This window comes from Pseudomonas sp., assembly GCF_030698175.1.
In the GTDB taxonomy this organism is placed as follows: Bacteria; Pseudomonadota; Gammaproteobacteria; order Pseudomonadales; family Pseudomonadaceae; genus Aquipseudomonas.
Map to the genome: position 1 here is coordinate 81,097 of NZ_JAUYNT010000001.1, position 26,317 is coordinate 107,413.

At 60.6% G+C, this 26,317-nt stretch carries 21 protein-coding genes and 5 tRNA genes; 12 read left to right on the top strand and 14 right to left on the bottom strand.

What is annotated here, in order from left to right; translation table 11 throughout:
- Position 1: 1 nt before the first annotated feature.
- The gene (gene leuD / locus Q8R10_RS00305; RefSeq protein ID WP_305649962.1) at positions 2-646 is read right to left on the bottom strand and encodes a 3-isopropylmalate dehydratase small subunit; all 645 of its coding nucleotides are present in this window, start codon (positions 644-646) and stop codon (positions 2-4) included.
- Positions 643-2,082 (bottom strand): 3-isopropylmalate dehydratase large subunit, encoded by a 1,440-nt coding sequence (gene leuC / locus Q8R10_RS00310; RefSeq protein ID WP_305649964.1) that lies wholly within the window; start codon positions 2,080-2,082, stop codon positions 643-645. The genes leuD and leuC overlap by 4 nt, the downstream gene beginning before the upstream one ends.
- A 162-nt stretch (positions 2,083-2,244) precedes the next feature.
- Here leuC and Q8R10_RS00315 point away from each other — a divergent pair, with 162 nt between their 5' ends.
- Together Q8R10_RS00315 and Q8R10_RS00320 are read left to right on the top strand one after the other, a co-directional pair.
- Positions 2,245-3,147, top strand: coding sequence for a LysR family transcriptional regulator (locus Q8R10_RS00315; protein WP_305649966.1), 903 nt, complete (start codon positions 2,245-2,247; stop codon positions 3,145-3,147).
- 99 nt (positions 3,148-3,246) lie between these two features.
- Entirely contained in the window at positions 3,247-6,537 is a 3,291-nt protein-coding gene (locus Q8R10_RS00320) for an EAL domain-containing protein (RefSeq protein ID WP_305649968.1), read from the top strand.
- 13 nt (positions 6,538-6,550) lie between these two features.
- Here Q8R10_RS00320 and Q8R10_RS00325 read toward each other — a convergent pair whose 3' ends face one another.
- The 10 genes from Q8R10_RS00325 to Q8R10_RS00370 all read right to left on the bottom strand — a co-directional run bounded on the left by Q8R10_RS00325 (position 6,551) and on the right by Q8R10_RS00370 (position 12,903).
- Positions 6,551-7,519 carry a tRNA-dihydrouridine synthase gene (locus tag Q8R10_RS00325; RefSeq protein ID WP_305649970.1) on the bottom strand — a complete coding sequence of 323 codons (969 nt, stop codon included), beginning with the start codon at positions 7,517-7,519 and terminating at the stop codon, positions 6,551-6,553.
- A 174-nt stretch (positions 7,520-7,693) separates the two neighbouring features.
- Positions 7,694-8,143: a thioesterase family protein gene (locus Q8R10_RS00330; protein ID WP_305649972.1), complete on the bottom strand. Its 450-nt coding sequence runs from the start codon at positions 8,141-8,143 to the stop codon at positions 7,694-7,696.
- Complete coding sequence (locus Q8R10_RS00335; RefSeq protein ID WP_305649974.1) at positions 8,140-8,790, bottom strand: bifunctional 4-hydroxy-2-oxoglutarate aldolase/2-dehydro-3-deoxy-phosphogluconate aldolase; 651 nt, start codon at positions 8,788-8,790, stop codon at positions 8,140-8,142. Before Q8R10_RS00335 ends, Q8R10_RS00330 begins: the two co-directional genes overlap by 4 nt.
- A gap of 190 nt (positions 8,791-8,980) precedes the next feature.
- Complete coding sequence (gene pgl, locus Q8R10_RS00340; protein ID WP_305649975.1) at positions 8,981-9,670, bottom strand: 6-phosphogluconolactonase; 690 nt, start codon at positions 9,668-9,670, stop codon at positions 8,981-8,983.
- A 187-nt stretch (positions 9,671-9,857) separates the two neighbouring features.
- Positions 9,858-9,933 (bottom strand) — tRNA-Glu (locus tag Q8R10_RS00345).
- Positions 9,934-9,990: 57 nt separating this feature from the next.
- Positions 9,991-10,066: transfer RNA gene (locus Q8R10_RS00350), tRNA-Ala, on the bottom strand.
- Positions 10,067-10,115: 49 nt separating this feature from the next.
- Positions 10,116-10,191 (bottom strand) — tRNA-Glu (locus Q8R10_RS00355).
- A gap of 57 nt (positions 10,192-10,248) precedes the next feature.
- A tRNA-Ala gene (locus tag Q8R10_RS00360) sits at positions 10,249-10,324 on the bottom strand.
- Positions 10,325-10,459: 135 nt separating this feature from the next.
- Positions 10,460-11,944 carry a glutamate--tRNA ligase gene (gltX, locus tag Q8R10_RS00365; RefSeq protein WP_305649976.1) on the bottom strand — a complete coding sequence of 495 codons (1,485 nt, stop codon included), beginning with the start codon at positions 11,942-11,944 and terminating at the stop codon, positions 10,460-10,462.
- 68 nt (positions 11,945-12,012) lie between these two features.
- Positions 12,013-12,903, bottom strand: a complete 891-nt coding sequence (locus Q8R10_RS00370) for a LysR family transcriptional regulator (RefSeq protein ID WP_305649977.1) — start codon at positions 12,901-12,903, stop codon at positions 12,013-12,015.
- A gap of 106 nt (positions 12,904-13,009) precedes the next feature.
- Here Q8R10_RS00370 and Q8R10_RS00375 point away from each other — a divergent pair, with 106 nt between their 5' ends.
- From Q8R10_RS00375 to Q8R10_RS00385, 3 genes are all read left to right on the top strand, one after another.
- Positions 13,010-14,056, top strand: coding sequence for an HlyD family secretion protein (locus Q8R10_RS00375; protein WP_305649978.1), 1,047 nt, complete (start codon positions 13,010-13,012; stop codon positions 14,054-14,056).
- Positions 14,057-14,108: 52 nt separating this feature from the next.
- The gene (locus Q8R10_RS00380) at positions 14,109-15,602 is read left to right on the top strand and encodes an MDR family MFS transporter (protein ID WP_305649980.1); all 1,494 of its coding nucleotides are present in this window, start codon (positions 14,109-14,111) and stop codon (positions 15,600-15,602) included.
- Between the two features lie 107 nt (positions 15,603-15,709).
- The gene (locus tag Q8R10_RS00385; RefSeq protein WP_305649982.1) at positions 15,710-16,606 is read left to right on the top strand and encodes an EamA family transporter; all 897 of its coding nucleotides are present in this window, start codon (positions 15,710-15,712) and stop codon (positions 16,604-16,606) included.
- A 155-nt stretch (positions 16,607-16,761) separates the two neighbouring features.
- Here the strand turns inward: Q8R10_RS00385 and uvrB are convergent, their stop codons facing one another.
- Entirely contained in the window at positions 16,762-18,777 is a 2,016-nt protein-coding gene (uvrB, locus tag Q8R10_RS00390; RefSeq protein ID WP_305649984.1) for an excinuclease ABC subunit UvrB, read from the bottom strand.
- Positions 18,778-18,963: 186 nt separating this feature from the next.
- Here uvrB and Q8R10_RS00395 point away from each other — a divergent pair, with 186 nt between their 5' ends.
- Together Q8R10_RS00395 and Q8R10_RS00400 are read left to right on the top strand one after the other, a co-directional pair.
- Entirely contained in the window at positions 18,964-20,160 is a 1,197-nt protein-coding gene (locus Q8R10_RS00395) for an amino acid aminotransferase (protein WP_305649986.1), read from the top strand.
- A 68-nt stretch (positions 20,161-20,228) separates the two neighbouring features.
- Positions 20,229-20,304, top strand: a tRNA-Asn gene (locus Q8R10_RS00400).
- Between the two features lie 438 nt (positions 20,305-20,742).
- Here the strand turns inward: Q8R10_RS00400 and Q8R10_RS00405 are convergent.
- Positions 20,743-21,081 carry a ComEA family DNA-binding protein gene (locus Q8R10_RS00405; protein WP_305649988.1) on the bottom strand — a complete coding sequence of 113 codons (339 nt, stop codon included), beginning with the start codon at positions 21,079-21,081 and terminating at the stop codon, positions 20,743-20,745.
- A 115-nt stretch (positions 21,082-21,196) separates the two neighbouring features.
- On the opposite strand from Q8R10_RS00405, the gene Q8R10_RS00410 reads away from it, so the two are divergent.
- From Q8R10_RS00410 to Q8R10_RS00430, 5 genes are all read left to right on the top strand, one after another.
- The gene (locus Q8R10_RS00410) at positions 21,197-21,382 is read left to right on the top strand and encodes a hypothetical protein (RefSeq protein ID WP_305649990.1); all 186 of its coding nucleotides are present in this window, start codon (positions 21,197-21,199) and stop codon (positions 21,380-21,382) included.
- Between the two features lie 141 nt (positions 21,383-21,523).
- The gene (locus tag Q8R10_RS00415; protein ID WP_305649991.1) at positions 21,524-22,438 is read left to right on the top strand and encodes a LysR family transcriptional regulator; all 915 of its coding nucleotides are present in this window, start codon (positions 21,524-21,526) and stop codon (positions 22,436-22,438) included.
- A 5-nt stretch (positions 22,439-22,443) separates the two neighbouring features.
- Positions 22,444-23,343, top strand: a complete 900-nt coding sequence (locus tag Q8R10_RS00420; protein ID WP_305649993.1) for a LysR family transcriptional regulator — start codon at positions 22,444-22,446, stop codon at positions 23,341-23,343.
- 180 nt (positions 23,344-23,523) lie between these two features.
- Positions 23,524-24,153, top strand: coding sequence for a glutathione S-transferase family protein (locus Q8R10_RS00425; protein ID WP_305649995.1), 630 nt, complete (start codon positions 23,524-23,526; stop codon positions 24,151-24,153).
- Between the two features lie 80 nt (positions 24,154-24,233).
- Positions 24,234-26,300 carry a pyridoxamine 5'-phosphate oxidase family protein gene (locus Q8R10_RS00430; protein ID WP_305649997.1) on the top strand — a complete coding sequence of 689 codons (2,067 nt, stop codon included), beginning with the start codon at positions 24,234-24,236 and terminating at the stop codon, positions 26,298-26,300.
- Positions 26,301-26,317 lie beyond the last annotated feature (17 nt).

Sequence of the window (26,317 nt, forward strand, 5' to 3'; positions counted from 1 at the left end):
TTTACAGCGCGCCAAACAACCAAGGCTGGCTCTGCCGGTGCTTGGCTTCGAAGGCGGCAATCGCCTCGCCTTCCTGCAGGGTCAGGCCGATATCGTCCAGACCATTGAGCAGGCAGTGCTTGCGAAAGGCATCGACCTCGAAGTGATAGACCTTGCCATCCGGACGGGTCACGGTTTGCGCGGCCAGGTCGACGCTCAGTTGATAGCCCTCGCAGGCCTCGCACTGCTGGAACAGTTCATCCACCTCGGCCTCAGTCAAAATGATCGGCAACATGCCGTTCTTGAAACTGTTGTTGAAGAAGATGTCGGCGTAGCTCGGCGCGATTACGCTGCGAAAACCGTATTCTTCCAACGCCCAAGGCGCATGTTCGCGACTCGAACCGCAACCAAAGTTTTCCCGCGCCAAGAGCACGCTAGCGCCTTGAAAGCGGGCGAAGTTGAGCACGAAGTCTTTATTCAGCGGGCGATTAGAGCAGTCTTGCCCAGGCTGCCCAACGTCCAAATAACGCCATTCATCGAACAGGTTCTGACCAAAGCCCGAACGCTTGATCGACTTCAAAAATTGCTTGGGAATGATCTGGTCGGTGTCGACGTTGGCGCGATCAAGCGGCGCGACCAAACCACTGTGCTGGGTAAACGCTTTCATTGGCCTGCTCCTGCGTTGCTCAGTTCGCGTACATCAATAAAGCGTCCGGTGACTGCGGCCGCGGCAGCCATGGCCGGGCTGACCAAATGAGTGCGACCACCGGTGCCTTGCCGACCTTCGAAGTTACGGTTGGAGGTCGAGGCGCAATGCTCGCCATTACCGAGCTTGTCCGGGTTCATCGCCAGGCACATCGAGCAACCGGGTTCGCGCCACTCAAAACCTGCCTCGATAAAAATCTTGTCCAGCCCTTCCAGCTCGGCCTGCGCTTTAACCAAGCCGGAGCCCGGCACCACCAGCGCCTGCTTGATGGTCGAGGCCACTTTACGTCCCTTGGCCACCACGGCCGCAGCGCGCAGGTCTTCGATCCGCGAGTTGGTGCAGGAGCCGATAAACACCCGATCCAACTGGATCGAGGTGATCGGCTGATTGGCGCTCAAGCCCATGTACTTAAGCGCTCGTTCGATCGAATCGCGCTTGACCGGGTCGCTCTCGGCGGCCGGGTCCGGCACCTGCGCATCCACCGGCAAGACCATCTCAGGCGAAGTGCCCCAGGTGACTTGCGGCTTGATCAGCGCTGCGTCCAGCTCAACCACAGTGTCAAACTGCGCATCGGCATCGGAGACCAAATCGGCCCAGGCCGCAACTGCCGCATCCCAATCGGCGCCCTTAGGTGCGTATGGACGGCCTTTCACGTAGGCGATGGTTTTCTCATCTGCAGCCACTACACCTACCCGCGCACCGGCCTCGATGGCCATGTTGCAGATGGTCATGCGGCCTTCCATCGACAGTTCGCGAATCGCGCTACCGGCGAATTCCAGCGCATGGCCGTTGCCGCCGGCGGTGCCGATCTTGCCGATAATCGCCAGCACTATGTCTTTGGCGGTGACGCCGAACGGCACCTGGCCCTCGACCAACACCTGCATATTTTTCATTTTCTTGGCCACCAGGCACTGGGTCGCGAGCACATGCTCAACTTCCGAAGTGCCGATGCCGTGGGCCAGCGCGCCGAAAGCGCCGTGGGTCGAGGTGTGCGAGTCGCCGCAGACCACGGTCATGCCCGGCAGAGTAGCGCCCTGCTCCGGGCCGACCACGTGGACGATGCCTTGACGGTGGTCGTTCATCTTGAATTCGAGAATGCCGAAATCGTCGCAGTTCTCGTCCAGGGTCTGCACCTGCAGGCGCGACACTTCGTCCGTGATCGACTCCAGCCCGCCCTGGCGCTCGGCCTTGGTGGTCGGCACGTTATGGTCGGGGGTGGCGATGTTGGCGTCGATCCGCCACGGTTTACGGCCAGCCAAACGCAGCCCTTCGAAGGCCTGGGGCGAGGTCACTTCGTGAAGGATATGGCGGTCGATGTAGATCAGCGACGAACCATCATCGCGACGCTTAACTTCGTGCGCATCCCAGAGCTTGTCGTAGAGCGTTTTACCGGCCATCGGTCAATCCTCATCAGGCGTGGTGCTATTGAGAAGCCGCTTACAGAAGCAGCCGCAAAGCTTGTAGACGAGATGCTAGGGGCTTAGCATAAATAACTCAAATTCATATTTTTTATCCAAATCATTCCCACAAGGAATACAGAAACAGGACTTGGAGCGCCCATGGATTTAGCCAGCCTTAACGCCTTTATCGCCATCGCCGAAACCGGCAGTTTTTCCCTGGCCGGCGAGCGTCTGTTTCTCACCCAACCGGCCATCAGTAAGCGCATTGCCGGTCTCGAACAACAGTTGAAGGTGCGCCTGTTCGACCGTTTAGGCCGTGTTGTCAGCCTCACCGAAGCCGGCCGCGCACTGCTGCCACGGGCCTATCAGATTCTCGGGGTACTGGATGATACCCGCCGAGCCCTGACCAATCTGAATGGCGAGATCAGTGGTCGACTGACCCTGGCCACCAGTCACCACATTGGCCTGCATCGCCTGCCGCCACTGCTGCGTGCTTTCACGCGCGCCTATCCGCACGTCGCCCTGGATATTCAGTTTCTCGACTCCGAGGTCGCTTACGAAGAGGTGTTGCATGGCCGCGCCGAATTAGCCGTGATTACCCTGGCACCGCAAACCCGCGAGCCGGTGCGCGCGGTTGCCGTGTGGGATGACCTGCTGGATTTCGTTGCCGCCCCCGAACACCCGCTGGCGGCGAATGGCTCTATCACCCTCAAGGATGTGGCCAAGCACCCGGCAGTATTTCCCGGCGGCAACACCTTCACCCACCATATTGTGCGCCGGTTGTTTGAAGCCCAGGGGCTAACACCCAATATCGCCATGAGCACCAACTACCTGGAGACCATCAAGATGATGGTCTCCATCGGCCTGGCCTGGAGCGTACTGCCGCGCACCATGCTCGATGAGCAGGTAGCACGCCTGCCGCTGGAAGGTATTCAGCTGCGCCGTCAGCTAGGCTATATCGTGCACAGCGAGCGCACCCTATCCAATGCTACCCGCGCCTTTATGGCGCTGCTCGACGCGCAGGCCGACCTTGCACCCACAGCTGCCAAACAGCTACCTTGAGGTCAATCCTGAAAATAACAAAGACTAGCGCCCGGCAACCCTCGCACCCCAGTGCAGAACGACCCTGGCAGCTACTCAACGCATAACACAGGCACCCTCATGATCGACTTGCCGTCCGCGCTCTCAGCCCTGATTCACCCACGCCCGGGCGAGGACGAGCCGCAACTGCAGCAAGTCGCCAGCAACCTGCTCGGCCTGCTTGAGCAGGAAAACCTGGGCTTTTGGTGCTGGCCCTTGGCGCATAAGCGGATCTATCTCTCCAACACCGCCCGCCAACTACTCGGCCTGCTAGGTCCAGCGCCCAGCGCAGCACAGACCTACCTTGAATTGGTGCACCCCGACGATCAAGCCAGCGTCGAACAGGCGCTCAGCCGGCTGATCAATGGCCTGCCCCTGGAAACCGCCTTGCATCACCGCGTGCAGCACAGCGACGGGCAAATGCACTGGCTGCAACTCAGCGGTCAGCGCCAGTCACTGGCCAACGGCGAGCTGCAGCTGACCGGCTTACTGCGCGAAAGCCGCACGGCGCAGGCCGAGGCCGCCCTGCGGGCTAGCGAAAACAAATTTGCCGCATCGTTTCGCAGCACCCCCGACAGCATGATCATCACCCAGCGCGACACCGGTACTTTGCTGCAGGTCAATCCGGCCTTTGAGCGCCAGTTTGGCTGGAGCTCGGCGCAAGCCATCGGCCACACCAGCCTTGAAATGGGCCTCTGGTGCAATCCGCTAGACCGGCAAACAATGCTCACTGTCCTGGCCGACAATGGCCACTTTGAAGACTTGGAAGTCGAACTAACCCACCACGACGGCAACCACAGCACCAACCTGTTGTATGGCGCCGAGTGCCTGATTGATGGACAAGTCTGCCTGGCCCTGACCCTGCGTGACATCAGCCACCAGCGCCAGCAAGAGCAAGCCTTGCGCGACAGCCAGGAACGCTTGCAACTGGCACTGGAGAGCGCCGAACTGGGCCTCTGGGACTGGCATCTGCCCAGCAACCAACTGTTTGCCTCGGCGCGCGCCGCCAGCCTGCACGGCCTGGCTAACGACACCTATAACGGCCCCCTGGAAAGCTTTTTTACCCACATTCCACTGGAGGACCAACGCACTGCAGTGGCGTCCTTCAAGCAACTGCGTGACGGCCACCAAAGCAACACGCGCACCACCTATTGCGCCCGGCATGCCGATGGCAGCCAGCATTTTCTGGAGGGCAGCGCCAAGCTCTACCGCAACGCTCAGGGCCAGCCCGAGCGCATGGTGGGGGTATTACGCGACATTACCGCCCGCACCCTGCGCGAGCAGGCACTGGTGGCCTCCGAAGAAAAATTCGCCTCGTTGTTCCAGGGCAGCCCCGAGCCTATTTGCGTCACCCGCCTGAGCGATGGCGTTTTTATCGAGATCAACCCAAGCTTTACCCAGGCATTTGGTTGGCAGCCAGAGCAGATCATCGGCAAAAACGCCTTGGAAATAGATTTTTGGCTCGACCTCGAACTGCGCAAACAGCTGGGTAAACAACTGATGGCGCAGGGTCAACTGAACAATATCATTGTCAAATTTCGCGCCAAGAACGGCCAACTACTGACCTGCATAATCGCCGCCCGACTGATTCGTGTTGGCCGGCAACGCTGCATGATCACCACCTTTCGTGACATCAGCGCGCAGCAAGCAGCAGAACAGTTGCGCATTCTCAGCGAAGAGAAATTCACCAAAGCCTTCCACGCATCCCCCGATGGCATCAGCATTAGCGAGCTCAGCAGCGGTCGCTTTTTAGAGGTCAATCAAGGCTTTTGTCGGATCAGCGGCTACCCCGCAGAAGAGGTCATCGGCCGTACCTCACTGGAACTCAACCTATGGGACGCTGAGCAGCGTCAATTATTACTGGAAACCCTCGCCAGTGACGGCTGCGCCCGCAACCTCGAGATGCATATCCGCGGTCGCAATGGCCAGTTGATGACAGCGCAGATTTCGGTACAGCCGATCACCATCGACGGCACCGCTTGCCTGCTGCTGATTGCCCGCGACATCAGCGATCTCAAGCAAGCTCAGGCGCAGATTGAACACCTGGCCTACCACGACTCACTGACCAACCTGCCCAACCGCAGCCTGTTAATGGATCGTCTTAGCCAACAAGTAGCCCTGCTCAAGCGCCACAACTTGCGCGGTGCACTGTTGTTTATCGACCTCGACCACTTCAAGCACATCAACGACTCCCTCGGCCATCCGCTCGGCGATGCCGTACTGAAGATGGTCGCCGCGCGCCTGGAAATCAGCGTCCGCCAGGAAGATACGGTGGCGCGCCTGGGGGGCGATGAGTTCGTGGTACTGATCTCCGGGCTTGAGGGTTCGCGTGCCGAAGTGGCGCGCCAGGTGCGGGAGGTCGCCAACAAGCTGCGGCAACTGCTGAGCGAACCGATGCTGCTCGACGGCCATCGCCTGCAAGTCACCCCGAGCATCGGCATGGTACTGATTCCCGATCACGGCGACACCCCGACGGACTTACTCAAACGTGCCGACATTGCCCTTTATCGCGCCAAAGCCAGCGGCCGTAATACCTTGCAGATGTTTCGCAAAAACATGCAGGCAGCCGCCAGCGCTCGGCTGCGCCTGGAACACGACTTGCGCCTGGCCCTGGCCCGCGGCGAGTTCGAGTTGTATTTGCAACCCCAAGTGGATGCCCGCGATGGCCAGATAATCGGCGCCGAAGCCTTGCTGCGCTGGAATCATCCGCAACATGGCCCGCAATCGCCGATCCACTTCATTGAAGTACTGGAAGAAAGCGGATTGATAGTCGAGGTCGGCGACTGGGTGCTGAGCGAAGCCTGCCATCTGTGCGCCCAGCTCCTCGACGAAGGGCTGATCAACGCCGGGCAGTTCAGTTTGTGCGTAAATATCAGCCCGCGACAGTTCCGCCAGCCGGGTTTCGTCGAGCGGGTTGAGCACAGCCTGAGCGCCAGTCGGCTGAACACCGCCCTGCTGACCCTGGAGATCACCGAAGGCATCGTCATCCACAACCTCGACGACACCATCGCCAAGATGCTGCAACTGAAGAAACTCGGCATCAGCTTTGCCATGGACGACTTCGGCACCGGTTACTCTTCCCTGACCTACCTCAAGCGCTTGCCGGTAGACATCCTGAAAATTGACCAGTCGTTCGTGCGCGACGCCACACAAAACCCCAATGATGCCGAAATCATCCGCGCCATTGTCGCCATGGCGCTCAGCCTGGGCCTTGAGATAATTGCCGAAGGGGTTGAGCACCAAGAGCAGCTAGCCCTACTGCAACTGCAAGGCTGCCACCTGTATCAGGGCTACCTGTACAGCCAGCCCCTGCCCTTACCGACCTTTCGCGCCCTGCTGGCACATGCCAAACAACGGCCACCGCTCAATTAAGGACGGCAGAAATTTAGGCCGACAGCGCCTCGCCGGCGCCATTGAAACCCAGCAGCAAATCAACCCGGACGCAGTCATGCTCGCGGCGCACTTCATGAAACAGCAGCATGGCTTCCGGATAGTTGCGGCTCAGCATCGCTAGCCACTGTTTCAAACGCCCGGTGGCGCAACGGCCGGTCATCTTGCTGCGCACCTGCCGCCAGAACTCGCACAACATTGGCTGTAACTGCAGCCAGGTCATCGGTGCAACCTCAACACCGGCCCGCGCGGCGGCAATCTGCAGGGCCAGATCGGGGCGGGAGACCAGGCCGCGGCCGAGCATGATGTCCTCGACGCCACTGATCTCGCGGCAGCGGCGCCAGTCGTCCAGATCCCAGACTTCACCATTGGCAAACACCGGCACCTTGACCACCTCCTGCACCCGCGCCACCCACTCCCAGTGGGCCGGCGGCTTGTAGCCATCGGCTTTGGTCCGTGCATGCACCACTATCTGTGCCGCACCGCCGTCTGCCAGCGCCTGCGCGCACTCGAGGGCGGCGTCGGGGCTATCAAAACCCAGGCGCATCTTGGCGGTGACCGGGATATGCGCCGGCGTTGCTCGGCGTACCTCGCAGAGGATGCGATGGAGTAACTCGGGCTCTTTGAGCAACACCGCACCACCGCGCGAACGGTTGACGGTCTTGGCCGGGCAGCCAAAGTTCAGATCAATCACCGGCGCGCCGAGGGTGCAGGCAAAGGCGGCGTTATCGCCCAGACAGGTCGGATCGGAGCCGAGCAACTGCACCCGCAACGGCGTGCCGGCGGCGGTGCGGGCGCCGCTGGCCAGTTCCGGGGCTAATTTTTCAAAGGTACTGAGCGGCAGCAGACGCTCGCTGACGCGGATAAATTCAGTCACGCACCAGTCGATAGCGCCGACACGGGTTAACACATCACGGAGGATTTCATCGACCAAACCCTCCATCGGCGCCAAGGCAATTTGCACGCAAGAATATCCACAGGCTGAAATAAGGGCGGCGATTGTACTGCAGGCGCGCTCGGGCCAACGGCAAAATCTGCCGCCGTTCAGCGGTCTGAAACGACGAACAATCCAGTACCGAAGGCAAGACGTAGGATGGACTCAGGAGCGCAGCGAACAGTCCATCGCCACTCAGCTCATTTACAGCTGCAGTGGATAAGCTTCGGTCACCGCCGCGCCATAACCCTCGAGAAACTCCGCCGGCATGCGCTTGGGTTTGCCGCTGGAGATCTCGATGCAGACGAAGGTGGTCTGCGCGCGCAGCAAGGTGCTGGCGTCTTCCGGGCGCCACAGCTGAAAACGGCGGGTCATCTTCAAGCGCTGGTCAGACTCGACAATCCAGGTGGCCATCTGTAATTGCTGGCCCTCATAGGCGCTGGCTAGATAGTCGATCTCATGACGCAACACCGCCATGGCCCTGTCGAGCCGGCGGTACTCACACAGGTCCAAGCCCAGGTACTGCGAATGCCGCCAGGCGCAGCGCTCCAGCCAGCTGACATAGACGGCGTTGTTGGCATGCCCAAGGCCGTCGATATCCTCGGGGCTAACCGTCAGATCGATGACAAAGGGTGTCGGCAAGTCCCAACTCATGACTGCTGATCCAAGCGCGCGGCGCTTTCGCGAGCCTCGCAAGCCAGTTGGGTAATTTGATCCCAAGCCCGAGCACGGACCAAATTACTCGGTGCCAGCCAAGTACCACCGACGCAGGCGACATTCGGCAAGCGCAAAAAGCTGAGTAGATTGTCCGGTGTCACCCCACCAGTGGGGCAAAAACTAATGCCGGTGAAGGGGCCTTTGAAACTTTTCAGCATCTTCACGCTGGTGCTGCCGTCAGCCGGGAACAACTTCAGCGAGCGATAACCGTATTCGAGCGCCAGCAAGATCTCCGACGGTGTCATCACCCCCGGCAAATACGGCAGCCCTGAATCTTCCGCCGCTGCAGCCAAGCGTTCGGTACAGCCGGGGCTGACCGCGAACTGCGCACCGGCCTCGCGGGCTTCCAGAAACTGTTCGCTGTGGATCAGTGTGCCGGCGCCCACCAGCAACTGCGGCAGCTCTTGGCGAATCGCGGCCAGCGCATCCAGCGCTCGCGGGGTACGCAGGGTTACCTCGAGCACCTCGACGCCACCGGCATACAGCGCCCGCGCCAGATCCAGCGCCAGACTGACATCTTCAATCACCAGCACCGGCAATACCGGGCGAGCGCGCTTGAGTACCTGTTCAATGCTCAACTGCATAGCTCTAACTCCCATGTTATGAGTCCCAGTCCAAACTCGTTGCGCCCTGATCGGCCGGGTCTTCCAGGCGGCACTTAACTCAACTTGCAACAGTCCACGTAGAGTATCCACTTCGATCCAGTCGCCATAATGACACTCAACATGGCCAATCCTGTTTATTCACACAGCTATTAATGCCGAGTGTAACGGCTCAGGGCGCGGAAAAGATCTGCACCCGTTGCGTCGTCCGCCAGATCAGCGCATGCACCGGCCAAGCGCGACTGGCCGGCATGTCGGCGAGCACCGCCTCGAGCATCTCGCGCTTGACCGCGCCAAACACCAAGAGCCCCAACCACTGACTACTGGCCAATAGGGCCAAATTGGTCGATAGCCGCACGCGTGGCTCGCTCGGCGCTTGCGCCAGCAGCGCGGCGGGTTCGCAGTCTGGGTCAAGAGCCGCCGCCACCCCCGGCATCTGCGGGAACAGTGAGGCAAAGTGACCATCTTCGCCCATGCCCAGCAGCACCAAATCCAGCGGCAGCCAAGTGCACAGCTGCGCCCCCCAGGCCTGGACAGCCAGCTCTGGACTCGCCTCCTGACGTGGATCTAAACAAACCGCGGCGGGCAAGCCTTGCTGCAACAAGCGCAGGTTGCTGGCGGGATCGGCCGCCGGCACCCAACGTTCATCGGTGGCACTCAGATCCACCCGCGACCAATCCAGCGCAGCCTCGGCCAGCAACGGCAGCAACAATTGCGGGCTGCTACCACCCGGCAACAGCATCTTGGCGCGCGGCTTGGCGCTCAGCGCGGCCTGCAGTTGCGCGGCGAGCTCGGCACTCAGCGCCTGCACACAGTCGCGGCGCTCGCTAAAGGCATGAATGATTGCAGGGGATTGGCTCACGGCAGCCTCAGGACAGCAGAGTTGAAACCATCATCATGCGCCCTCCCGCTCCGCGGCGTAATAACCAGGGCAGCTAACCGCCAGGATCGCTCAAGGGACAAGTTTTCTTGCCCGGAAAAAATCCAGGCAAACAAAAGGGGCCATCCAATGGATGACCCCTGAACCCGAAAACCGGGAAAACTAAATATGGCGTCCCCTAGGGGACTCGAACCCCTGTTACCGCCGTGAAAGGGCGGTGTCCTAGGCCACTAGACGAAGGGGACAAATCCTTCTATTTACAACAACCTAAAGCCGAGGTGGCCAGCGTTAGGCTCAATAATTGGTGGAGATAAACGGGATCGAACCGTTGACCTCTTGCATGCCATGCAAGCGCTCTCCCAGCTGAGCTATACCCCCAGATTTAACGTCTCTCGACCCGCAACACCGAAGCACTGCGGTTTGAAAATGGCGTCCCCTAGGGGACTCGAACCCCTGTTACCGCCGTGAAAGGGCGGTGTCCTAGGCCACTAGACGAAGGGGACGCAAAACCTTCTGTGTAACTACCTAAAGCCGAGGTGGCCAGCTCTAGATTCAAGAATTGGTGGAGATAAACGGGATCGAACCGTTGACCTCTTGCATGCCATGCAAGCGCTCTCCCAGCTGAGCTATACCCCCATTCAAGGACGGGGCGCATGTTAAGCGCGGCCCTTGTGTCTGTCAACACCCATTTAGCTTAACAGACTTTGTTTATGCTGCTAGAACAACCACTTACCCCCCGACCACCGGCATAATCCGGCGGCCGGAGCGCAATTAACCGGCGATTGCCGCCAATAATTTCTCCCACTCTTTGACTTCTTTCTTCGATGCGCCGCCCAGCAACTCAAGGGCCTGACGCAAGCGGAAACGGGTCATGTCCGGCCCGATGATCTCCATCGCATCCAGCACCGAGACCGAACTGGCGTGGCCGGTGATGGCCGCAAACATCAGCGGCATGGCATCGCGCAACTTCAGTTCCAGCGACTCAACCACCGCTTGAATGCAGCCGGTGATGCGCTCTTTGTCCCACTGACGCAGCGCTTCGAGCTTCCACAAAATCAATTGCATCAGTTGGCGCACTTGCTCAGGCGACAGCTTTTTGTGTTCAAACAGTTTGGCGTCCAGCGGTACCGAACCGGCGAAGAAAAACCCGGCCAGCGGGGCGATCTGACTAAAAGTCTCGACCCGCCCCTGCACGTGCGGGGCGATCTGCATCAGGTACTCGGGATTGAATGCCCACTTCTGCACTTCGGCGGCAAAGGTCTCGACACTCAGTTCACGCAGCCACTGACCGTTGAGCCAGGACAACTTCTCCATGTCGAAGATCGGCCCACCGAGGGAGACCCGCTGAATATCGAAGTGCTCGATCATCTCAGCCAGACTGAATTTCTCCCGCTCATCCGGCATCGACCAGCCCATGCGCCCCAGATAGTTGAGCATCGCCTGGGGCAGAAAGCCCATGCGCTCGTAGAAGGTCACCGAGGTCGGATTCTTGCGCTTGGACAGCTTGCTCTTGTCCGGGTTACGCAACAGCGGCATGTAGCACAGCTGCGGTTGCTCCCAGCCAAAGTACTCATACAACTTGATCAATTTGGGCGCCGACGGCAGCCACTCTTCACCGCGCAACACGTGGGTGATGCCCATCAAATGGTCATCCACTACGTTGGCCAGAAAGTAGGTCGGCAGACCGTCGGTCTTCATCAAGACCTGCATGTCCATCCGATCCCAAGGGATTTCCACCGTGCCACGCAGCATGTCCGGCACCACGCAAACACCCTCGCTCGGCACCTGCATGCGCACCACATGGGCTTCGCCAGCGGCAATGCGCTGCTGCGCAACGGCCGGTTCCAGATGCAAACAATGGCCGTCGTAGCGCGGGGTTTCCTTGTTGGCCATCTGCTCGGCGCGTACCTGGTCGAGGCGCTCGGACGAGCAGAAGCACGGGAAGGCATGGCCCTTGGCGACTAATTCATCGGAGTACTTCTTGTAGATCTCGCCACGTTCGCTTTGCCGATACGGGCCGTGCGGGCCGCCGATGTCCGGGCCCTCGTCCCACTCGATACCCAGCCAGCGCAGCGAGTCAAAAATCTGCTGCTCGGATTCGCGCGTGGAGCGCACCTGATCGGTGTCTTCAATGCGCAAAATAAACTGACCACCGTGCTGGCGGGCGAAACACAGGTTGAACAACGCAATATAGGCGGTGCCAACGTGCGGATCGCCAGTCGGGGATGGCGCGATACGGGTACGAACAATGGTCATGGAAACTCTCGGCTCTCGGCTTGCAATAGCGCAGATCAATCAAGACCCGAATCTTACAGCCTCGCCACTCAAGGCTCCAGCAAAGGCCCCACCTCGGTGCTCAGGTTAGCCAGCAAAAAATCCAGGAAAGCCTTCACTTTCATGGTTTGAAAACGCCGCGACGGGTACACCGCATACAGCTCACTGCTGGGCAGCTGCGCCTGCGGCAACAGCTCAATCAGCCGTCCGCTGGCCACTTCTTCACGACTGATCATCAGCGGCAACCCGGCAATCCCGGCCCCGGCCAGCGCCGCCTCACGGGCAAAAGTGATGTTGTTGCACGACAACACCCGCTGGCAGGCGATGTTTTGTCCCAATACCGGCCAGTAACGCGGCGAATCCGCCGGCAGCAAAATGGCTCGATGCTCACTCAACTGCGCCACCGTCTGCGGCGCACCATGCAACTGCAAATAGGCCGGGCTGGCACACAGGCTGCGCGCACTGATCAGCAGGCGTCGGGCGATCAGGGTCGAATCCTGCGGCTGACCGACCAGCATCACGATATCGACGCCCTCCTCGACCGGATCAACCTTGCGCGAGGTCAGCTCAACCTCGGCAGTGATCTGCGGGTATTCGCGCATAAAATCCCCCAGCACCCGGCCCAGAAATAGCTGACCAAATTCAATCGGCGCGGTGATCCGCAGCAAGCCGGATGGCTGCAACTGCAACTGCATGACCGCTTGCTCGGCCTCGGCAAAATCCAACATGATTTGCCGGCAACGCTCGTAATAGGCCTGCCCCACCTCGGTGAGGCGCAGTTTGCGGGTGGTGCGATTGAGCAAACGCACCCCCAAACGCTCCTCCAGCAAGGCGATCCGCCGACTGACTGTCGACTTTTGCATGTTCAGCCCAAGCGCTGCCTGGGTGAAGCTATGGCACTCGACCACCCGGGTGAAGATCAAGGCATCATCTAGCCCCATGATTGTTCCTCATAAGCAACAAAGTTTCCGAAGTCTACCGACTACAAGCACACAAGGAACACTGCTAGATTTACCGACATTCTGCCAGTCGTCAGCCGAGCCTTTTATGTCCGCCCATTTGCAACGTCGTTTATTCATTTTTCTAGCGCTGCTGGCCATCGTGGTCGGCGGTTTTTTTGCCCATTGGCTGCTGATCGGCCGTTTTATCGAAAGCACCGACAACGCCTATGTGCAGGGCGAAATCACCCGAGTCTCCAGCCAGCTGAGTGCGCGGATCGAAAAAGTCTTGGTGACCGACAACCAGCACGTGCAACAAGGCGATTTACTTCTTGAGCTGGAGTCCGAGGACTTTCGCCTGGCCATCGAACGCGCCCGCGCCGCACTGGCCAGCCGCGAGGCCGAACTGCTGCAAGCGCGCAGCAAGCTGTTGCAGCAAGCCAGCCTGATTGATGCCGGCCAAGCCGATGTTGGTGCGTCCGAGGCCACCTTCGGCCGCACCCAAATTGACTTATCCCGCGCCCAGGCGCTGCGCAAACCCGGCTATGTATCCGAAGAGCGCGTCACCACCCTGGCCGCCGACAGCCGCGTGGCCCGCTCCCTGGTGAGCAAGGCGCAAGCCGACCTGCAAGCCCAGCGCCAACAGGTGGCCGCGCTGAATGCCGAGATCAAACGCCTCGAAGCACAGATCGCCAACGCCCACGCCGAACTGTCGCAGGCCGAACTCAACCTCAGCCGCACGCAAATTCACGCCCCGATTAGCGGCATCATCGGTCAGCGCGCCGCCCGTAACGGTCAATACGTGCAGACCGGCGCCTACCTGATGTCACTGGTGCCCGATCAGGACATCTGGATTCAGGCCAACTTCAAGGAAACCCAGATCGGCCATATGCAAGTCGGCCAGTCCGCCGAACTGATCTTCGACGCCTACCCCGACCAGCCGATTCAGGCCAGCCTCGACAGCTTGTTTGCCGCCTCCGGCGCGCAGTTCAGCCTGTTGCCTCCGGACAACGCCACCGGCAACTTCACCAAGGTGGTGCAGCGCATTCCGGTGAAACTGACCTTCGCCGCCGATAACCCGCTCAAAGGCAAGATCCGTCCGGGCATGTCGGTGCTGGTCAAGGTCTCGATCAAGGCCGCTGACAGTGGCAGCTGATGAACTAATCCGGCCGGTCGGCGAACCCAGCCGGCGCGATTGGATTGCGGTAATGAGCGTGATGCTCGGCGCCTTTATGGCGGTGCTCGACATCCAGATCACCAATGCCTCGCTGAAAGACATTCAGGGCGCGCTTTCGGCCACCCTAGAGGAAGGCTCGTGGATTTCCACCTCCTACCTGGTCGCCGAGATCATCATGATCCCGCTCAGCGCCTGGCTGGTGCAGGTGTTCGGCGCGCGGCGAATGGCGGTGTGGGTGTCGGCGCTGTTTCTGATCGCCTCGCTGCTCTGCTCCACCGCCTGGAATCTGGAGAGCATGATCGTCTTTCGCGCCTTTCAGGGCTTCACCGGCGGCGCGTTGATTCCGCTGGCGTTCACCATGACGCTGATCAAACTGCCCGAGCACCATCGAGCCAAGGGCATGGCCTTGTTTGCCGTGACCGCCACCTTCGCCCCGGCCATCGGCCCAACTTTGGGCGGCTGGCTGACCGAAAGTTTTGGCTGGGAATATATTTTCTACATCAACGTGCCACCCGGCCTGCTGATGATTGCCGGGCTGCTCTACAGCCTGGAGAAAAAACCCACCCAGTGGAGCATGCTCAATACCGCCGATTACCCTGGCATCCTGACCATGGCCCTAGGACTGGGCTGCCTGCAGGTGTTTCTGGAAGAAGGCCACCGCAACAACTGGCTGGAGTCCGACTTTATTGTCGGTCTCGGCTCGACCGCCTTGATCAGCCTGATTCTGTTTGTGATCTTGCAGTTTTCCCGCGACAACCCGCTGATCAACCTGCGCATCCTCGGCAATCGCAACTTCGGTTTGTCGAGTATTTCCAGCGTCGGCTTAGGCATAGGTCTGTATGGCTCGGTGTATGCCTTGCCGCTGTATCTGGCGCAAATCCAGGGCTACAACGCCATGCAAATCGGCGAAGTGATCATGTGGATGGGCGCGCCGCAGTTGCTGATCATCCCGTTGGTGCCGCTGATCATGAAGCACATTTCACCCAAGTGGCTGTGCGCCTTCGGCTTTGCCATGTTCGGTTTTGCCAACTTCGCCTCCGGAGTACTTAATCCGGATTTTGCCGGCGACCAACTCAACCAAATTCAGATTCTGCGCGCCATCGGTCTGCCCTTCGTGATGGTCACCCTGTCGTTGATTGCCACGGTTTATCTGCGCGCAGAGGACGCCGGTTCCGCCGGCAGCCTGTTCAATATCTTGCGCAACCTGGGCGGCGCCATTGGCATTGCGCTGATCGCTACCCTGATCGACAACCGCGCCAAAACCTACTTCGATTACCTGCGCGAAGCCCTGGTGCCGAGCAATCCGCAGGTCGCCGAACGCCTGAGCTTCTGGGCCGACAAACTCGGCAGCGAGCAGGCCGCGCTGGCCAAACTCAGTGAAATGACCCACCAGCAGGCCGCCATCATGGCCTACAATGACGCCTTCCATTTTATCGGCATTGCCCTCGGCATCAGCATGCTGGCGGTACTCTTTACCCGCCACCTACCGGCCGGCGCCACCAGTGGCACCAGCGCCGCGCACTAACCACCGCTCAATATTTGCCACACAGCCCACCGCAGCGCGACACCAAGGTCTTGGTGGGCTAAAGCCCACCCTACGCACCCCGCCTCATGCAAGCCAGCCAGGTTCTTATGTCCACCGCCCGCACTCGTACGTTGCTGATCATCACTGCTTTTGCCGTTATCTATATCGGCTGGGGCACCACTTATCTAGCCAATCACTTCCTGCTGCGTGAACTGCCACCCTTTGTGCTGGGCACCTTGCGCTTTCTGCTGGCAGGCGGGCTGGCACTGGCCTGGGCCTTGAGTCGCCCGCGCGCCAAGATGCAGCGCAGCGACTGGGGCAGCGCCTTGATTGGCGGGGTTCTGCTGATCGCCATCGGCCAGGGCGCGCTGATCTACGCCAACCAATTTCTGCCCACCGGCTTGTTGGCGATGCTCTACACCACATTGCCCTTGTGGAGCGTGGCACTGGAATGGTTGCTGGGCGAGCGCCCGGCCGCCTGGGTGATACTCGGCCTGCTGGTCGCCAGCGCCGGCATAGTGCTGTTGATGGGCAACAGCCTGGGCAGCAGCGCCACTCCCGAGCAATGGTTTGCCGGCAGCTTAGTGGTGCTGGCGACCCTGCTCTGGGCCTGCGGCGCCTGGCTGTTGCGCCAGCGCCCGCCGTTCAGCTCCAGCTGGCTGGGCCTGAGTTTGCAAATGCTGATCGGTGCCGCGGTACTGGCACTGCTGGGGCTTTGGCATGGTGACTGGCAAGGCTTTACCCTCGCACAACTCAGCCAAGACTCATGGTGGTGGATGCTGTACTTGGTGCTGCCGGTCAGCCTAGGCGTGTACCCCGCGTACTTCTGGCTGCTGCGCGAAGTGCCACCGAGCTTGGTGTCGACCTTCGCCTTCGTCAATCCGGTGGTGGCCTTGCTACTGGGTTATCTGCTGCTCAACGAACAACTCAGCCTGATCGCCGGCCTAGCCTGCCTGGCCACCTTGGGCGGCGTGTCGCTGATGATTTTTGGCCGACGCCGTTAAGAACGGAGGACAGACGCAAATGTAGGGCGGACTCAGGAGCGCAGCGCACAGCCCGCCAATCGTGAGCAGCCGAGCAGTCTGTGCCGTACTGCCTGCGGCGAGTACAGCCTAAAAATCTACAGCGGCTAACACTCCCTAGCGTCTTTCACGACCAGTCAAACCTGCAGCAACCGCTCACGCAGCTTGTGGATTTCGTCGCGCAGTTGCGCGGCGGCTTCGAACTCCAGGTCGCGGGCCAACTGGTACATCTTCTCTTCCATCAGCTTTATCCGCTTGCCGATCTCGCCCGGGGTGCGCAGCTCGCTTTCATAGCGGGCGCTCTCCTCGGCCGCCTTGGCCATGCCACGCCGCTTGTTGCTGCGCGAGCCGGGCACCACGGCGCCTTCGAGAATGTCTTGCACATCCTTGAAGATCCCTTGCGGGGTGATGCCATTGGCCAGGTTGAAGGCGATCTGCTTGTCGCGGCGCCGTTCGGTTTCGCCAATCGCCCGCTCCATCGAGCCGGTCATGCGGTCGGCGTACAGAATCGCCCGGCCATTGAGGTTACGCGCGGCGCGGCCAATGGTCTGAATCAGCGAGCGCTCGGAGCGCAGGAAGCCTTCTTTATCGGCATCCAGAATCGCCACCAAGGAGACTTCCGGCATATCCAGGCCTTCGCGCAGCAGGTTGATGCCGACCAGCACGTCGAACACGCCGATGCGCAGATCGCGAATGATCTCCACCCTCTCGACTGTGTCGATGTCCGAGTGCAGATAACGCACCCGCACGCCGTGATCGCCCAGGTAATCGGTCAAATCCTCGGACATCCGCTTGGTCAAGGTGGTGACCAGCACCCGCTCCTTGAGCGCCACGCGCTTGGCGATCTCCGACAGCAAGTCATCGACCTGGGTCAGCGCCGGCCGCACTTCAATCTGCGGGTCCACCAGGCCGGTGGGGCGCACCACCTGCTCGATCACCCGGCCGGAATGCTCGGCCTCGTAATTGCCTGGCGTGGCCGAAACAAAAATAGTCTGCGGGCTGATCAGCTCGAACTCATCGAAACGCATCGGCCGGTTATCCAGCGCCGAAGGCATGCGAAAACCGTATTCCACCAGGGTCTCTTTGCGCGAGCGGTCGCCCTTATACATGGCGCCCACTTGCGGCACGCTGACGTGGGACTCGTCGATCACCAGCAGCGAGTTAGCCGGCAGGTAATCGAACAAGGTCGGCGGCGCCTCGCCCTGACCGCGCCCGGACAGGTAACGCGAGTAGTTTTCGATGCCGTTGCAGTAGCCCAGCTCGACAATCATCTCGATATCGAAACGGGTGCGCTGCTCCAGACGCTGAGCCTCGACCAATTTGTTGTTGACGCGCAGGTATTCGAGGCGCTCTTTGAGCTCGACCTTGATGTGTTCCACCGCCTCCAGCAATTTTTCCCGTGGGGTGACGTAGTGGCTCTTGGGGTAGAGGGTGTAACGCTGCAGCTTGCGGATCACCGCGCCGGTGAGCGGATCGAAGGCGCAGAGATTTTCCACCTCATCATCGAACAATTCGATGCGAATGGCTTCCAGATCGGATTCCGCCGGAAACACATCGATCACATCGCCGCGCACCCGGAAGGTCGCACGGGCGAAATCCATGTCGTTGCGGGTGTATTGCAGGTCGGCCAAACGGCGCAGCAATTCGCGCTGGTCCATGCGGTCGCCGCGATCGAGGTGCAACACCATCTTCAGATACGACTGCGGGTCGCCCAAGCCATAGATGCAGGACACCGTGGTGACTATGATCGCGTCGCTGCGCTCCAGCAGCGCCTTGGTCGCCGACAGGCGCATCTGCTCGATATGGTCATTGATCGAGGCGTCCTTCTCGATAAAGGTATCCGAGGACGGCACATAGGCCTCGGGCTGGTAGTAATCGTAATAAGAGACGAAATACTCGACAGCATTATTCGGAAAAAAACCCTTGAACTCGCCATACAGTTGGGCTGCCAGGGTTTTATTCGGCGCCAGGATAATGGTTGGTCGCTGCACCTGGGCAATCACATTGGCGATGCTGAAGGTTTTGCCCGAACCGGTCACCCCGAGCAAGGTTTGGTGCGACAGCCCCGCCTCCAAGCCTTCCACCATCAGTTTGATGGCCTGCGGTTGGTCGCCGGCAGGCTTGAAGCGCGTAACCAACTCAAACTTCGACATGCAAACCTCGATAAACGCCTGTGACTCGACTAGGCAGATGGCGTCATACACCCGTGAAAAGCGTGCGCAAGCGTATCGCCGCGCCCGTTCTTGGTGGCTATAATAGCGACCCGTTTGCGCAACCCCTAACGCTAGAAGCGTCTAGGTGTTGCATGCCTTCCGTCTTTCTTCTCGAGTTGCCGCATCATGAGCCTGTTCTCTGCCGTCGAAATGGCGCCGCGCGACCCCATCCTGGGCCTCAACGAAGCATTCAACGCCGACACCCGGACCAACAAGGTCAACTTAGGGGTCGGGGTTTATTTCAATGAAGAAGGCCGCATTCCGCTGTTGCGCGCCGTCGCCGCGGCCGAACAAGCCCGCATTGAAGCCCACGCACCGCGCGGCTATCTGCCAATCGAGGGCATCGCCGCCTACGATCAAGCCGTGCAAAAGCTGCTGTTTGGTGCCGACTCGGCACTGCTGGCTGCCGGCCGCGTCGTCACCACCCAATCGGTCGGTGGCACGGGCGCACTGAAAACCGGCGCCGACTTTCTTAGGCACTTGCTGCCCGGTGCCGTGGTTGCCATCAGCGACCCAAGCTGGGAAAACCACCGCGCCCTGTTTGAAGCGGCCGGTTTCCCGGTACAGAATTACCGCTATTACGACGCCGCCAACCACGGCGTAAATCGTGCCGGCATGCTGGAAGACCTGAAAAACCTGCCGGCCCGCTCGATTGTGGTATTGCACGCCTGCTGCCACAACCCGACCGGCGTCGACCTCAGCCTGGACGACTGGCAAGCCGTACTGGACGTGCTGCGCGAGCGCGAGCATGTGCCTTTCCTGGATATCGCCTACCAGGGCTTTGGTGATGGCATCGAGCAAGACGCCGCCGCCGTGCGCCTGTTTGCCGAATCCGGGCTGGCGTTCTTTGTTTCCAGCTCGTTCTCCAAGTCTTTCTCGCTGTATGGCGAGCGTGTTGGCGCGCTGTCGATTGTCAGCGGTTCGAAAGAAGAAGCCGCCAGGGTGCTCTCGCAAGTTAAACGGGTGATCCGCACCAACTACTCCAACCCGCCGACCCACGGCGCCACCATAGTCGCCAGCGTGCTCAACAGCCCGGAACTGCGCGCATTGTGGGAGCAAGAGTTGGGCGAAATGCGTGAACGGATTCGCGGCATGCGCCTAGCGCTGGTTAAGCAGCTCAGCGCACAAAACGCCAAGCGCGACTTCAGCTTCGTCGCCCGCCAACGCGGGATGTTTTCTTACTCGGGCCTGACTGCCGCGCAAGTAGAACGCCTGCAAAATGAGTTCGCCATTTACGCCGTCAGCACTGGCCGTATTTGCGTGGCCGCGCTCAACCATAACAACCTTGAGGCGGTCACCCACGCGATCGCTAAAGTTCTCTAAAAAGCGCCATCAAGCTTGCCCCACAAGCTTGACTTCGCCTTTTAAATCAGTAGGATGCGAGCGGTAATTCCGCGATAGCTCAGTTGGTAGAGCAAGTGACTGTTAATCACTGGGTCCCTGGTTCGAGTCCAGGTCGTGGAGCCAAATACAAAGCCTCGGTTAATCCCGGGGCTTTTTTGTGCCTGCCGAACTCTCACCAGGGACTGCGTCCCAGGTGATTCGCTGACGCTCACCCCTGCGGGGCCGTGCTAAAGCACGTTCAGCTGCGCTGTCGACTTCAGGTCGTGGAGCCAAATAGCAAAAACTCCAGCCTCGCACTCATAGCTGTGCGCCACTTGCTTACCGATAATGCCCTGCAACTCGACCAGCGCCACTACCAGCAGATCATAATCGTCCTCGATGGCGGCACATGCAGCAACGGCTCGACCACCTGCCGACCAGCAGGTGAAGGCTTGCCGAGGTACTGACCAGCCATGGCCTACCCGGCTTGATTAGCGCCATGCCGTGGCACCTTGCCGATTGCCGGTTGAAAACAAAACGGCCGATCAGTGATCGGCCGGTTTGGTTAGGTCATCCGTGACCTTAGTTGATGCTCAGTTTGTCGCGATTTTTCTCCAGGGTTGCCGCACCTATCCCCTTAACCTCCAGCAAATCATCGACCGAAGCAAAGGCGCCATTCGCAGCGCGGTACTCGACTATGGCATTGGCTTTCACCGTACCAATGCCCAGCAACTCGCGTTCAAGGGTGGCGGCATCGGCAGTATTAAGATTGACCTTGCCAACTTCGGCGACCGCCGCGGCAGAAGTTTGCGTGTGCGCAGGCAGTGTCGCTTGAATAGGCGCTGGCTCAGCGGCCGAAACGGCAACCGAAACACCCGCCAAGAGAGCAAACAGAACAGAAGGGATGTGGATTTTTTGCATGATTAACACTCCGTGTCTTATTAGGGCTACGCGGTACTCCTTGACCCGCGCCATTTGAAAATAGCCGGACTGGATAATCTGTCAAATCTGCGCTCACTCCGAAGTAGTTCTCGGCATGAATCTCGATGAAATCAACGCGTTGGGTATCGGCCAACAACACGTCAAAGTACTGCGATTTGAACGCCACATCGGCTCCGGCGCACAGGGGATTACTGAACATTTCGATCACCACTCAGGGACGCTTGAGCGCTGTCAGCGAGCCCTTGCCATGAGGAGTATCGATGTCGGTTCAGGTGCCTGAGTGCGTCGAAACCAACTGCGTTCGACGTGGAACCACTGTAGGTAGCAACACTGTGAAGATGAACGACCGCAACCGACAAGGTTCTATTGCAAGAAATGAAACAAATCACGCACACTCACCGCAGACCGAGAGGAGCGTTCGATGGATCGTTTTCAGGAAATGCAGGTGTTTCTGGCCGTGGCCGAAGAACAAGGTTTTGCCGCCGCAGCGCGCCGCCTGAACCTGTCGCCGCCCAGCGTGACCCGCGCCGTGGCGGCCCTGGAAGAGCGCATCGGCACCCTGCTGCTGGCCCGTACCACCCGCAGCGTGCATGTGACCGAAGCCGGCCAGCGCTATGTGGAAGACTGCCGACGGATTCTCGCCGAACTGGAGGAGGCCGAAGAGTCGGCGGCCGGCAGTCACGCCATCGCCCGTGGCCAACTGACCCTGACCGCTCCGGTACTGTTCGGCGAATTGTTCATCACCCCGGTAATGGTCGACTACCTGGCCCAGCACCCGGCCGTAACCATCAAGGCGTTGCTGGTGGACCGGGTCGTGAGCATGGTCGATGAAGGCATCGATGTGGCCATCCGCATCGGCAACCTGCCCGACAGCGGTCTGCATGCGCTGAAAGTCGGCGAGGTGCGCCGGGTGATCTGCGCCTCGCCGGCGTACCTGCACGAACATGGCCGCCCACAGCACCCCGACGATCTACGCCAGGACCAAGTGGTGGTTGCAGCCACCAGCACCCTGCTCACCGACTGGCAATTCAGTGGCCCGCAGGGGCCCATTAATATTCGTCCGCAACCCCGACTGGTGGTCACCGCCAACCAGGCCGCCATCAATGCCGTGTGCCTGGGCTGGGGGCTCACACGCGTGCTGTCCTATCAGGTAGCCAGCAAGGTGGCGGCCGGCGAGTTGGAAATTGTCCTGCAGGCGTTCGAGCAACCGCCCCTGCCCATCCATGTGGTCTACCAAAGCGGGCGCAAAGTGCCGGCCAAGGTGCGCACCTTTGTCGATTTCTGCAGCGCGCAACTGAGCCAATCCGACGCACTCAACCCTGTCGCCCGAGACTGAGCGCGATGAATCGCTACCAAGAAATGCGTATTTTCCAGGCGCTGGTCAGCGATCTCAGCCTGGCAGCAGCAGCCCGCCACCTGAATATCTCGGCACCCACGGTGACCCGCGCAATGGCCGCACTGGAGCAGCGTCTGGGTACGCTACTGCTGCAGCGCAGCACTCGCGGGGTAAGTTTGACCGCGGCCGGTGAACGCTTTGCCAGCGACTGCCAGCGCATCCTGCAGGAGGTCAACGAGGCCGAAGCCTCGGCCTGCGGCCTGCACGCCGAGCCCCGTGGCCAGCTGCACCTGGCCATGCCGTTACTGTTCGGCCAACAAATCATGACGAGCACCTTGCTCGACTATCTGCATGCCTACCCGCAAGTGGATATTTTTGCCCAATACCTCGACCGTTTTCCCAACCTGCATGAAGAAGGGATCGACGTAGCCGTGCTGATGGGCGCCCTGCCGGACTCTTCACTGTTCGCCCTCAAGATCGGCAGCATTCGTCGGGTGGTCTGCGCCAGCCCGGCCTATCTGCAGCGCCATGGCACAGCATTGCGCCCGCAGGAGTTGCTCAACCAGCAGATCATTCACTCCAGCGCCGATGCACGCCTGCCAGAGTGGCGCTTCCAGGACCAGGGCAGTGCTCTGAACGTCAGTCTGCGCCCGCGCCTGACCTGCACCACCAATCAAGCCGCCATTGTTGCCGCCTGCAGAGATGGCGGCCTGATTCGCTGCATGAGTTACCAGGTCCACGAACTCATCGAGCAAGGCCGCCTGTGCCGCCTGTTGCAGGCCTATGAGCTGCCGCCACTGCCGGTGTATCTGGCCTACCGGGAAGGCCGCAAGGCGGCAGCACGGGTGCGCAGCTTTGTCGATTTTGCGGTCAGCCGCCTGCGCGAACATCCGGCACTGCGTTAACCCGGCCCCAGGCAAACACACCAACCTGTCGCGCTTTATTGCGCAATATGAAACAAAGGATTGCCATTTATGGCGATTCTCCTCTCCCGCATAGAAAGCGAAGATGCCCCCATCAGCACGGCAGACCTTGGTATATCGCCACCCCGTAGCTGAGTCAGCTTCTTACTTGCGGAGTTCACCATGCCCAATGCCATCAAGCTGTTCCGTCACCCGCTGTCCGGCCATGCTCATCGCGTCGAGTTGCTGCTTTCATTGCTGAAAGTGCCGACCGAACTGGTCTTCGTCGACCTGGCCAAGGGCGCGCACAAGCAACCCGAGTTCCTCGCCATCAACCCCTTCGGCCAAGTGCCGGCAATCGATGACAACGGCACCGTATTAAGCGACTCCAACGCCATCCTGGTGTACTTGGCGAAGAAGTACGACACCAGCGGTCGTTGGTTGCCCAACGAACCCGTCGCTGCCGCCAAGGTACAGCGCTGGTTGTCGGTGGCCGCCGGCCAGATTGCCGCCGGCCCGGCTACCGCGCGGCTGATCACCGTGTTCGGTGCACCTTACGATGCCGAGTCGACCATTGCCCGCGCCCATGCCCTGCTCCAAGTTGTGGAACAAGAATTGACCAGCAGCCCGCTCCTCACCGGCAACACGGCCACCATCGCCGACGTGGCCGCCTATACCTACCTAGCCCATGCCCCGGAAGGCAATGTCTCGCTGGCCGACTACCCGCACGTGCGCGCCTGGCTGGCCCGCATTGAGGCCTTGCCGGGTTTCGTGCCGATGCAGCGCACCGCCGTCGGCCTGCAAAGCGCCTGATGTAGTGCGCCGGGCGGCCGCTTAGCCTCCGCGCGCAGGCGCCTGCCCGGCAATTTTTTAGATCCACGCGGAGCCTCAGCATGCACTCGCCCAACGACAGCGGCCCCTCACCTTGGCACGCCGGGGAGAAGCAATTGCAGCAACGCGCTGGCGTGGCCGAGCGCATGGAGGTGTTTGGTCAGCGGGTGATTCGCGATCACATGCCCGAGCAACACCGTCTTTTTTATCAGCAACTGCCGTTTATCCTGTTCGGCGCCGTGGATACCGAGGGGCGCCCCTGGGCCAGTATTGTTGAAGGCCCGCCAGGCTTTGCCCAGGCCCCCGCGCCGCAACTGTTGCAACTGCACAGCCCACTAGCGACTGACGATCCGGCCACCCAGGCGCTGACCACCGGTGCCGCGATTGGCTTGCTCGGCATCGAACTGCACAGCCGCCGACGCAACCGCCTCAATGGCCATGTGCTGACCCGTGATGCCGCGCAGTTGAACATTGCCGTCGAGCACGCCTTTGGTAACTGCCCACAGTACATTCAGCAGCGTCAGTTTCACTTCAGCCAAGCCATCGCGCCGAGCGCACGCCCCGCAGCCGAACGGCGCAGCGGCCTGGATGACGCGGCCCGCGCACTGATTACCCAGGCCGACACCTTCTTCGTCGCCAGCTACATCGAGCATGCCGATGGCAGTCGCTCGGTGGATGTATCACACCGGGGCGGCCAGGCGGGTTTCGTCAAAGTCGACGGCGATTGCCTGACCATCCCCGACTTTGCCGGCAACCTGCACTTCAACACCCTGGGCAACTTACTGCTCAATCCGCGCGCCGGCTTGCTGTTTATCGACTTCGCCAGCGGCAATCTGCTGCAGGTCAGCGGGCGTACTGAACTGATCCTGGAAGGCCCGCAGGTCAAGGCCTTCCAGGGCGCCGAACGCCTCTGGCAGGTGCAGGTCGAGCGGCAGGTCTGGCGTCCGGCAGCCCTAGTCTTGCGCTGGGACTTTCACAGCTACTCGCCGAACAGCCTGATGACCGGCGACTGGGCCGATGCCCAAGCGCGCTTGGCGGCGGATGCCCTGCGCGATCAATGGCGCCCGCTGCGGGTGGCACGCATCGTCGATGAAAGCAGCAGCATTCGTTCGTTCTACCTCGAGCCCGCCGATGGCGCTGGTTTACCGGCCTTTAGCGCCGGTCAACACCTGCCCCTGCGCCTATCGATTGCCGGCCAGGCCCAGCCGCTGATCCGCACCTACAGCCTGTCCAGCGCACCGTCGGATAACTTTCTGCGCATCAGCGTCAAGCGCGAAGGGTTGGTCTCGCGCTACCTGCACGAACAGGTACAGGTTGGCAGCCTGCTCGAAGCGCGCGCCCCGCAAGGACGCTTCAGCCTGGATGCCGAGCAGCAGCGCCCGCTGGTGTTGCTCGCCGCCGGAGTGGGCATCACGCCACTGTTGGCCATGCTGCGCGAGGCCATCTACCAGAACCAACGGCTGCGCCGCTCGCGACCGGTGTGGCTGGTGCAAAGCGCGCGCAGCCTGGCCGAACTGCCCTTCCGTGATGAATTATTCAGCCTGCTGCAACGCGGCGCGCAAGCGGTGCATGCCCTGCGCCTGCTCAGCCAACCCGAGCCCCATGCCCTGGAAGGCCAGGACTTCGAGTTGGCCGGGCGCATCGATGTGACGCTGCTCAAGTCGCTGCTGCCCTTCGACGACTACGACTTCTACCTGTGCGGCCCGAGTAGCTTCACCCAAGACCTGTACGACGGCCTACGGACGCTGAATGTCAGCGATGCGCGCATCCATGCGGAGACTTTTGGTCCCTCCAGCCTGCGCCGTCAACCCGATCAAGGCAGCAGCACGCCAGCCCAACTGCCCGCAGCCCGTTCGGCAGTACCGGTATTGTTTTCGCGCTCAGCCAAAAAGGCACGCTGGACCCCAGGCAGCGGCAGCCTACTGGAGCTGGCCGAAAGCCGTGGCCTGACGCCTGCATTCAGTTGTCGCGGTGGCTCCTGCGGCACCTGCAAGACGGCCATCATCAGTGGCGCCGTGACCTATCCATTGCCGCCCGCCGAATTACCGGAAGCCGGCCTGGCCCTGATCTGCTGTGCAGTGCCCGCAGCCAGCGCCACGGGCAATCCGCCACTGGTCCTCGACCTTTGAATCCAGCACGCCACACA

What these genes read in the sequence shown, in the direction of transcription:
- leuD (WP_305649962.1), bottom strand. Translation starts at nt 646, where the DNA reads ATGAAAGCGTTTACCCAGCACAGTGGTTTGGTCGCGCCGCTTGATCGC.
- leuC (WP_305649964.1), bottom strand. Translation starts at nt 2,082, where the DNA reads ATGGCCGGTAAAACGCTCTACGACAAGCTCTGGGATGCGCACGAAGTT.
- Q8R10_RS00315 (WP_305649966.1), top strand. Translation starts at nt 2,245, where the DNA reads ATGGATTTAGCCAGCCTTAACGCCTTTATCGCCATCGCCGAAACCGGC.
- Q8R10_RS00320 (WP_305649968.1), top strand. Translation starts at nt 3,247, where the DNA reads ATGATCGACTTGCCGTCCGCGCTCTCAGCCCTGATTCACCCACGCCCG.
- Q8R10_RS00330 (WP_305649972.1), bottom strand. Translation starts at nt 8,143, where the DNA reads ATGAGTTGGGACTTGCCGACACCCTTTGTCATCGATCTGACGGTTAGC.
- Q8R10_RS00335 (WP_305649974.1), bottom strand. Translation starts at nt 8,790, where the DNA reads ATGCAGTTGAGCATTGAACAGGTACTCAAGCGCGCTCGCCCGGTATTG.
- gltX (WP_305649976.1), bottom strand. Translation starts at nt 11,944, where the DNA reads ATGACCATTGTTCGTACCCGTATCGCGCCATCCCCGACTGGCGATCCG.
- Q8R10_RS00370 (WP_305649977.1), bottom strand. Translation starts at nt 12,903, where the DNA reads ATGGGGCTAGATGATGCCTTGATCTTCACCCGGGTGGTCGAGTGCCAT.
- Q8R10_RS00375 (WP_305649978.1), top strand. Translation starts at nt 13,010, where the DNA reads ATGTCCGCCCATTTGCAACGTCGTTTATTCATTTTTCTAGCGCTGCTG.
- Q8R10_RS00380 (WP_305649980.1), top strand. Translation starts at nt 14,109, where the DNA reads ATGAGCGTGATGCTCGGCGCCTTTATGGCGGTGCTCGACATCCAGATC.
- Q8R10_RS00385 (WP_305649982.1), top strand. Translation starts at nt 15,710, where the DNA reads ATGTCCACCGCCCGCACTCGTACGTTGCTGATCATCACTGCTTTTGCC.
- uvrB (WP_305649984.1), bottom strand. Translation starts at nt 18,777, where the DNA reads ATGTCGAAGTTTGAGTTGGTTACGCGCTTCAAGCCTGCCGGCGACCAA.
- Q8R10_RS00395 (WP_305649986.1), top strand. Translation starts at nt 18,964, where the DNA reads ATGAGCCTGTTCTCTGCCGTCGAAATGGCGCCGCGCGACCCCATCCTG.
- Q8R10_RS00405 (WP_305649988.1), bottom strand. Translation starts at nt 21,081, where the DNA reads ATGCAAAAAATCCACATCCCTTCTGTTCTGTTTGCTCTCTTGGCGGGT.
- Q8R10_RS00410 (WP_305649990.1), top strand. Translation starts at nt 21,197, where the DNA reads ATGAATCTCGATGAAATCAACGCGTTGGGTATCGGCCAACAACACGTC.
- Q8R10_RS00415 (WP_305649991.1), top strand. Translation starts at nt 21,524, where the DNA reads ATGGATCGTTTTCAGGAAATGCAGGTGTTTCTGGCCGTGGCCGAAGAA.
- Q8R10_RS00420 (WP_305649993.1), top strand. Translation starts at nt 22,444, where the DNA reads ATGAATCGCTACCAAGAAATGCGTATTTTCCAGGCGCTGGTCAGCGAT.
- Q8R10_RS00425 (WP_305649995.1), top strand. Translation starts at nt 23,524, where the DNA reads ATGCCCAATGCCATCAAGCTGTTCCGTCACCCGCTGTCCGGCCATGCT.
- Q8R10_RS00430 (WP_305649997.1), top strand. Translation starts at nt 24,234, where the DNA reads ATGCACTCGCCCAACGACAGCGGCCCCTCACCTTGGCACGCCGGGGAG.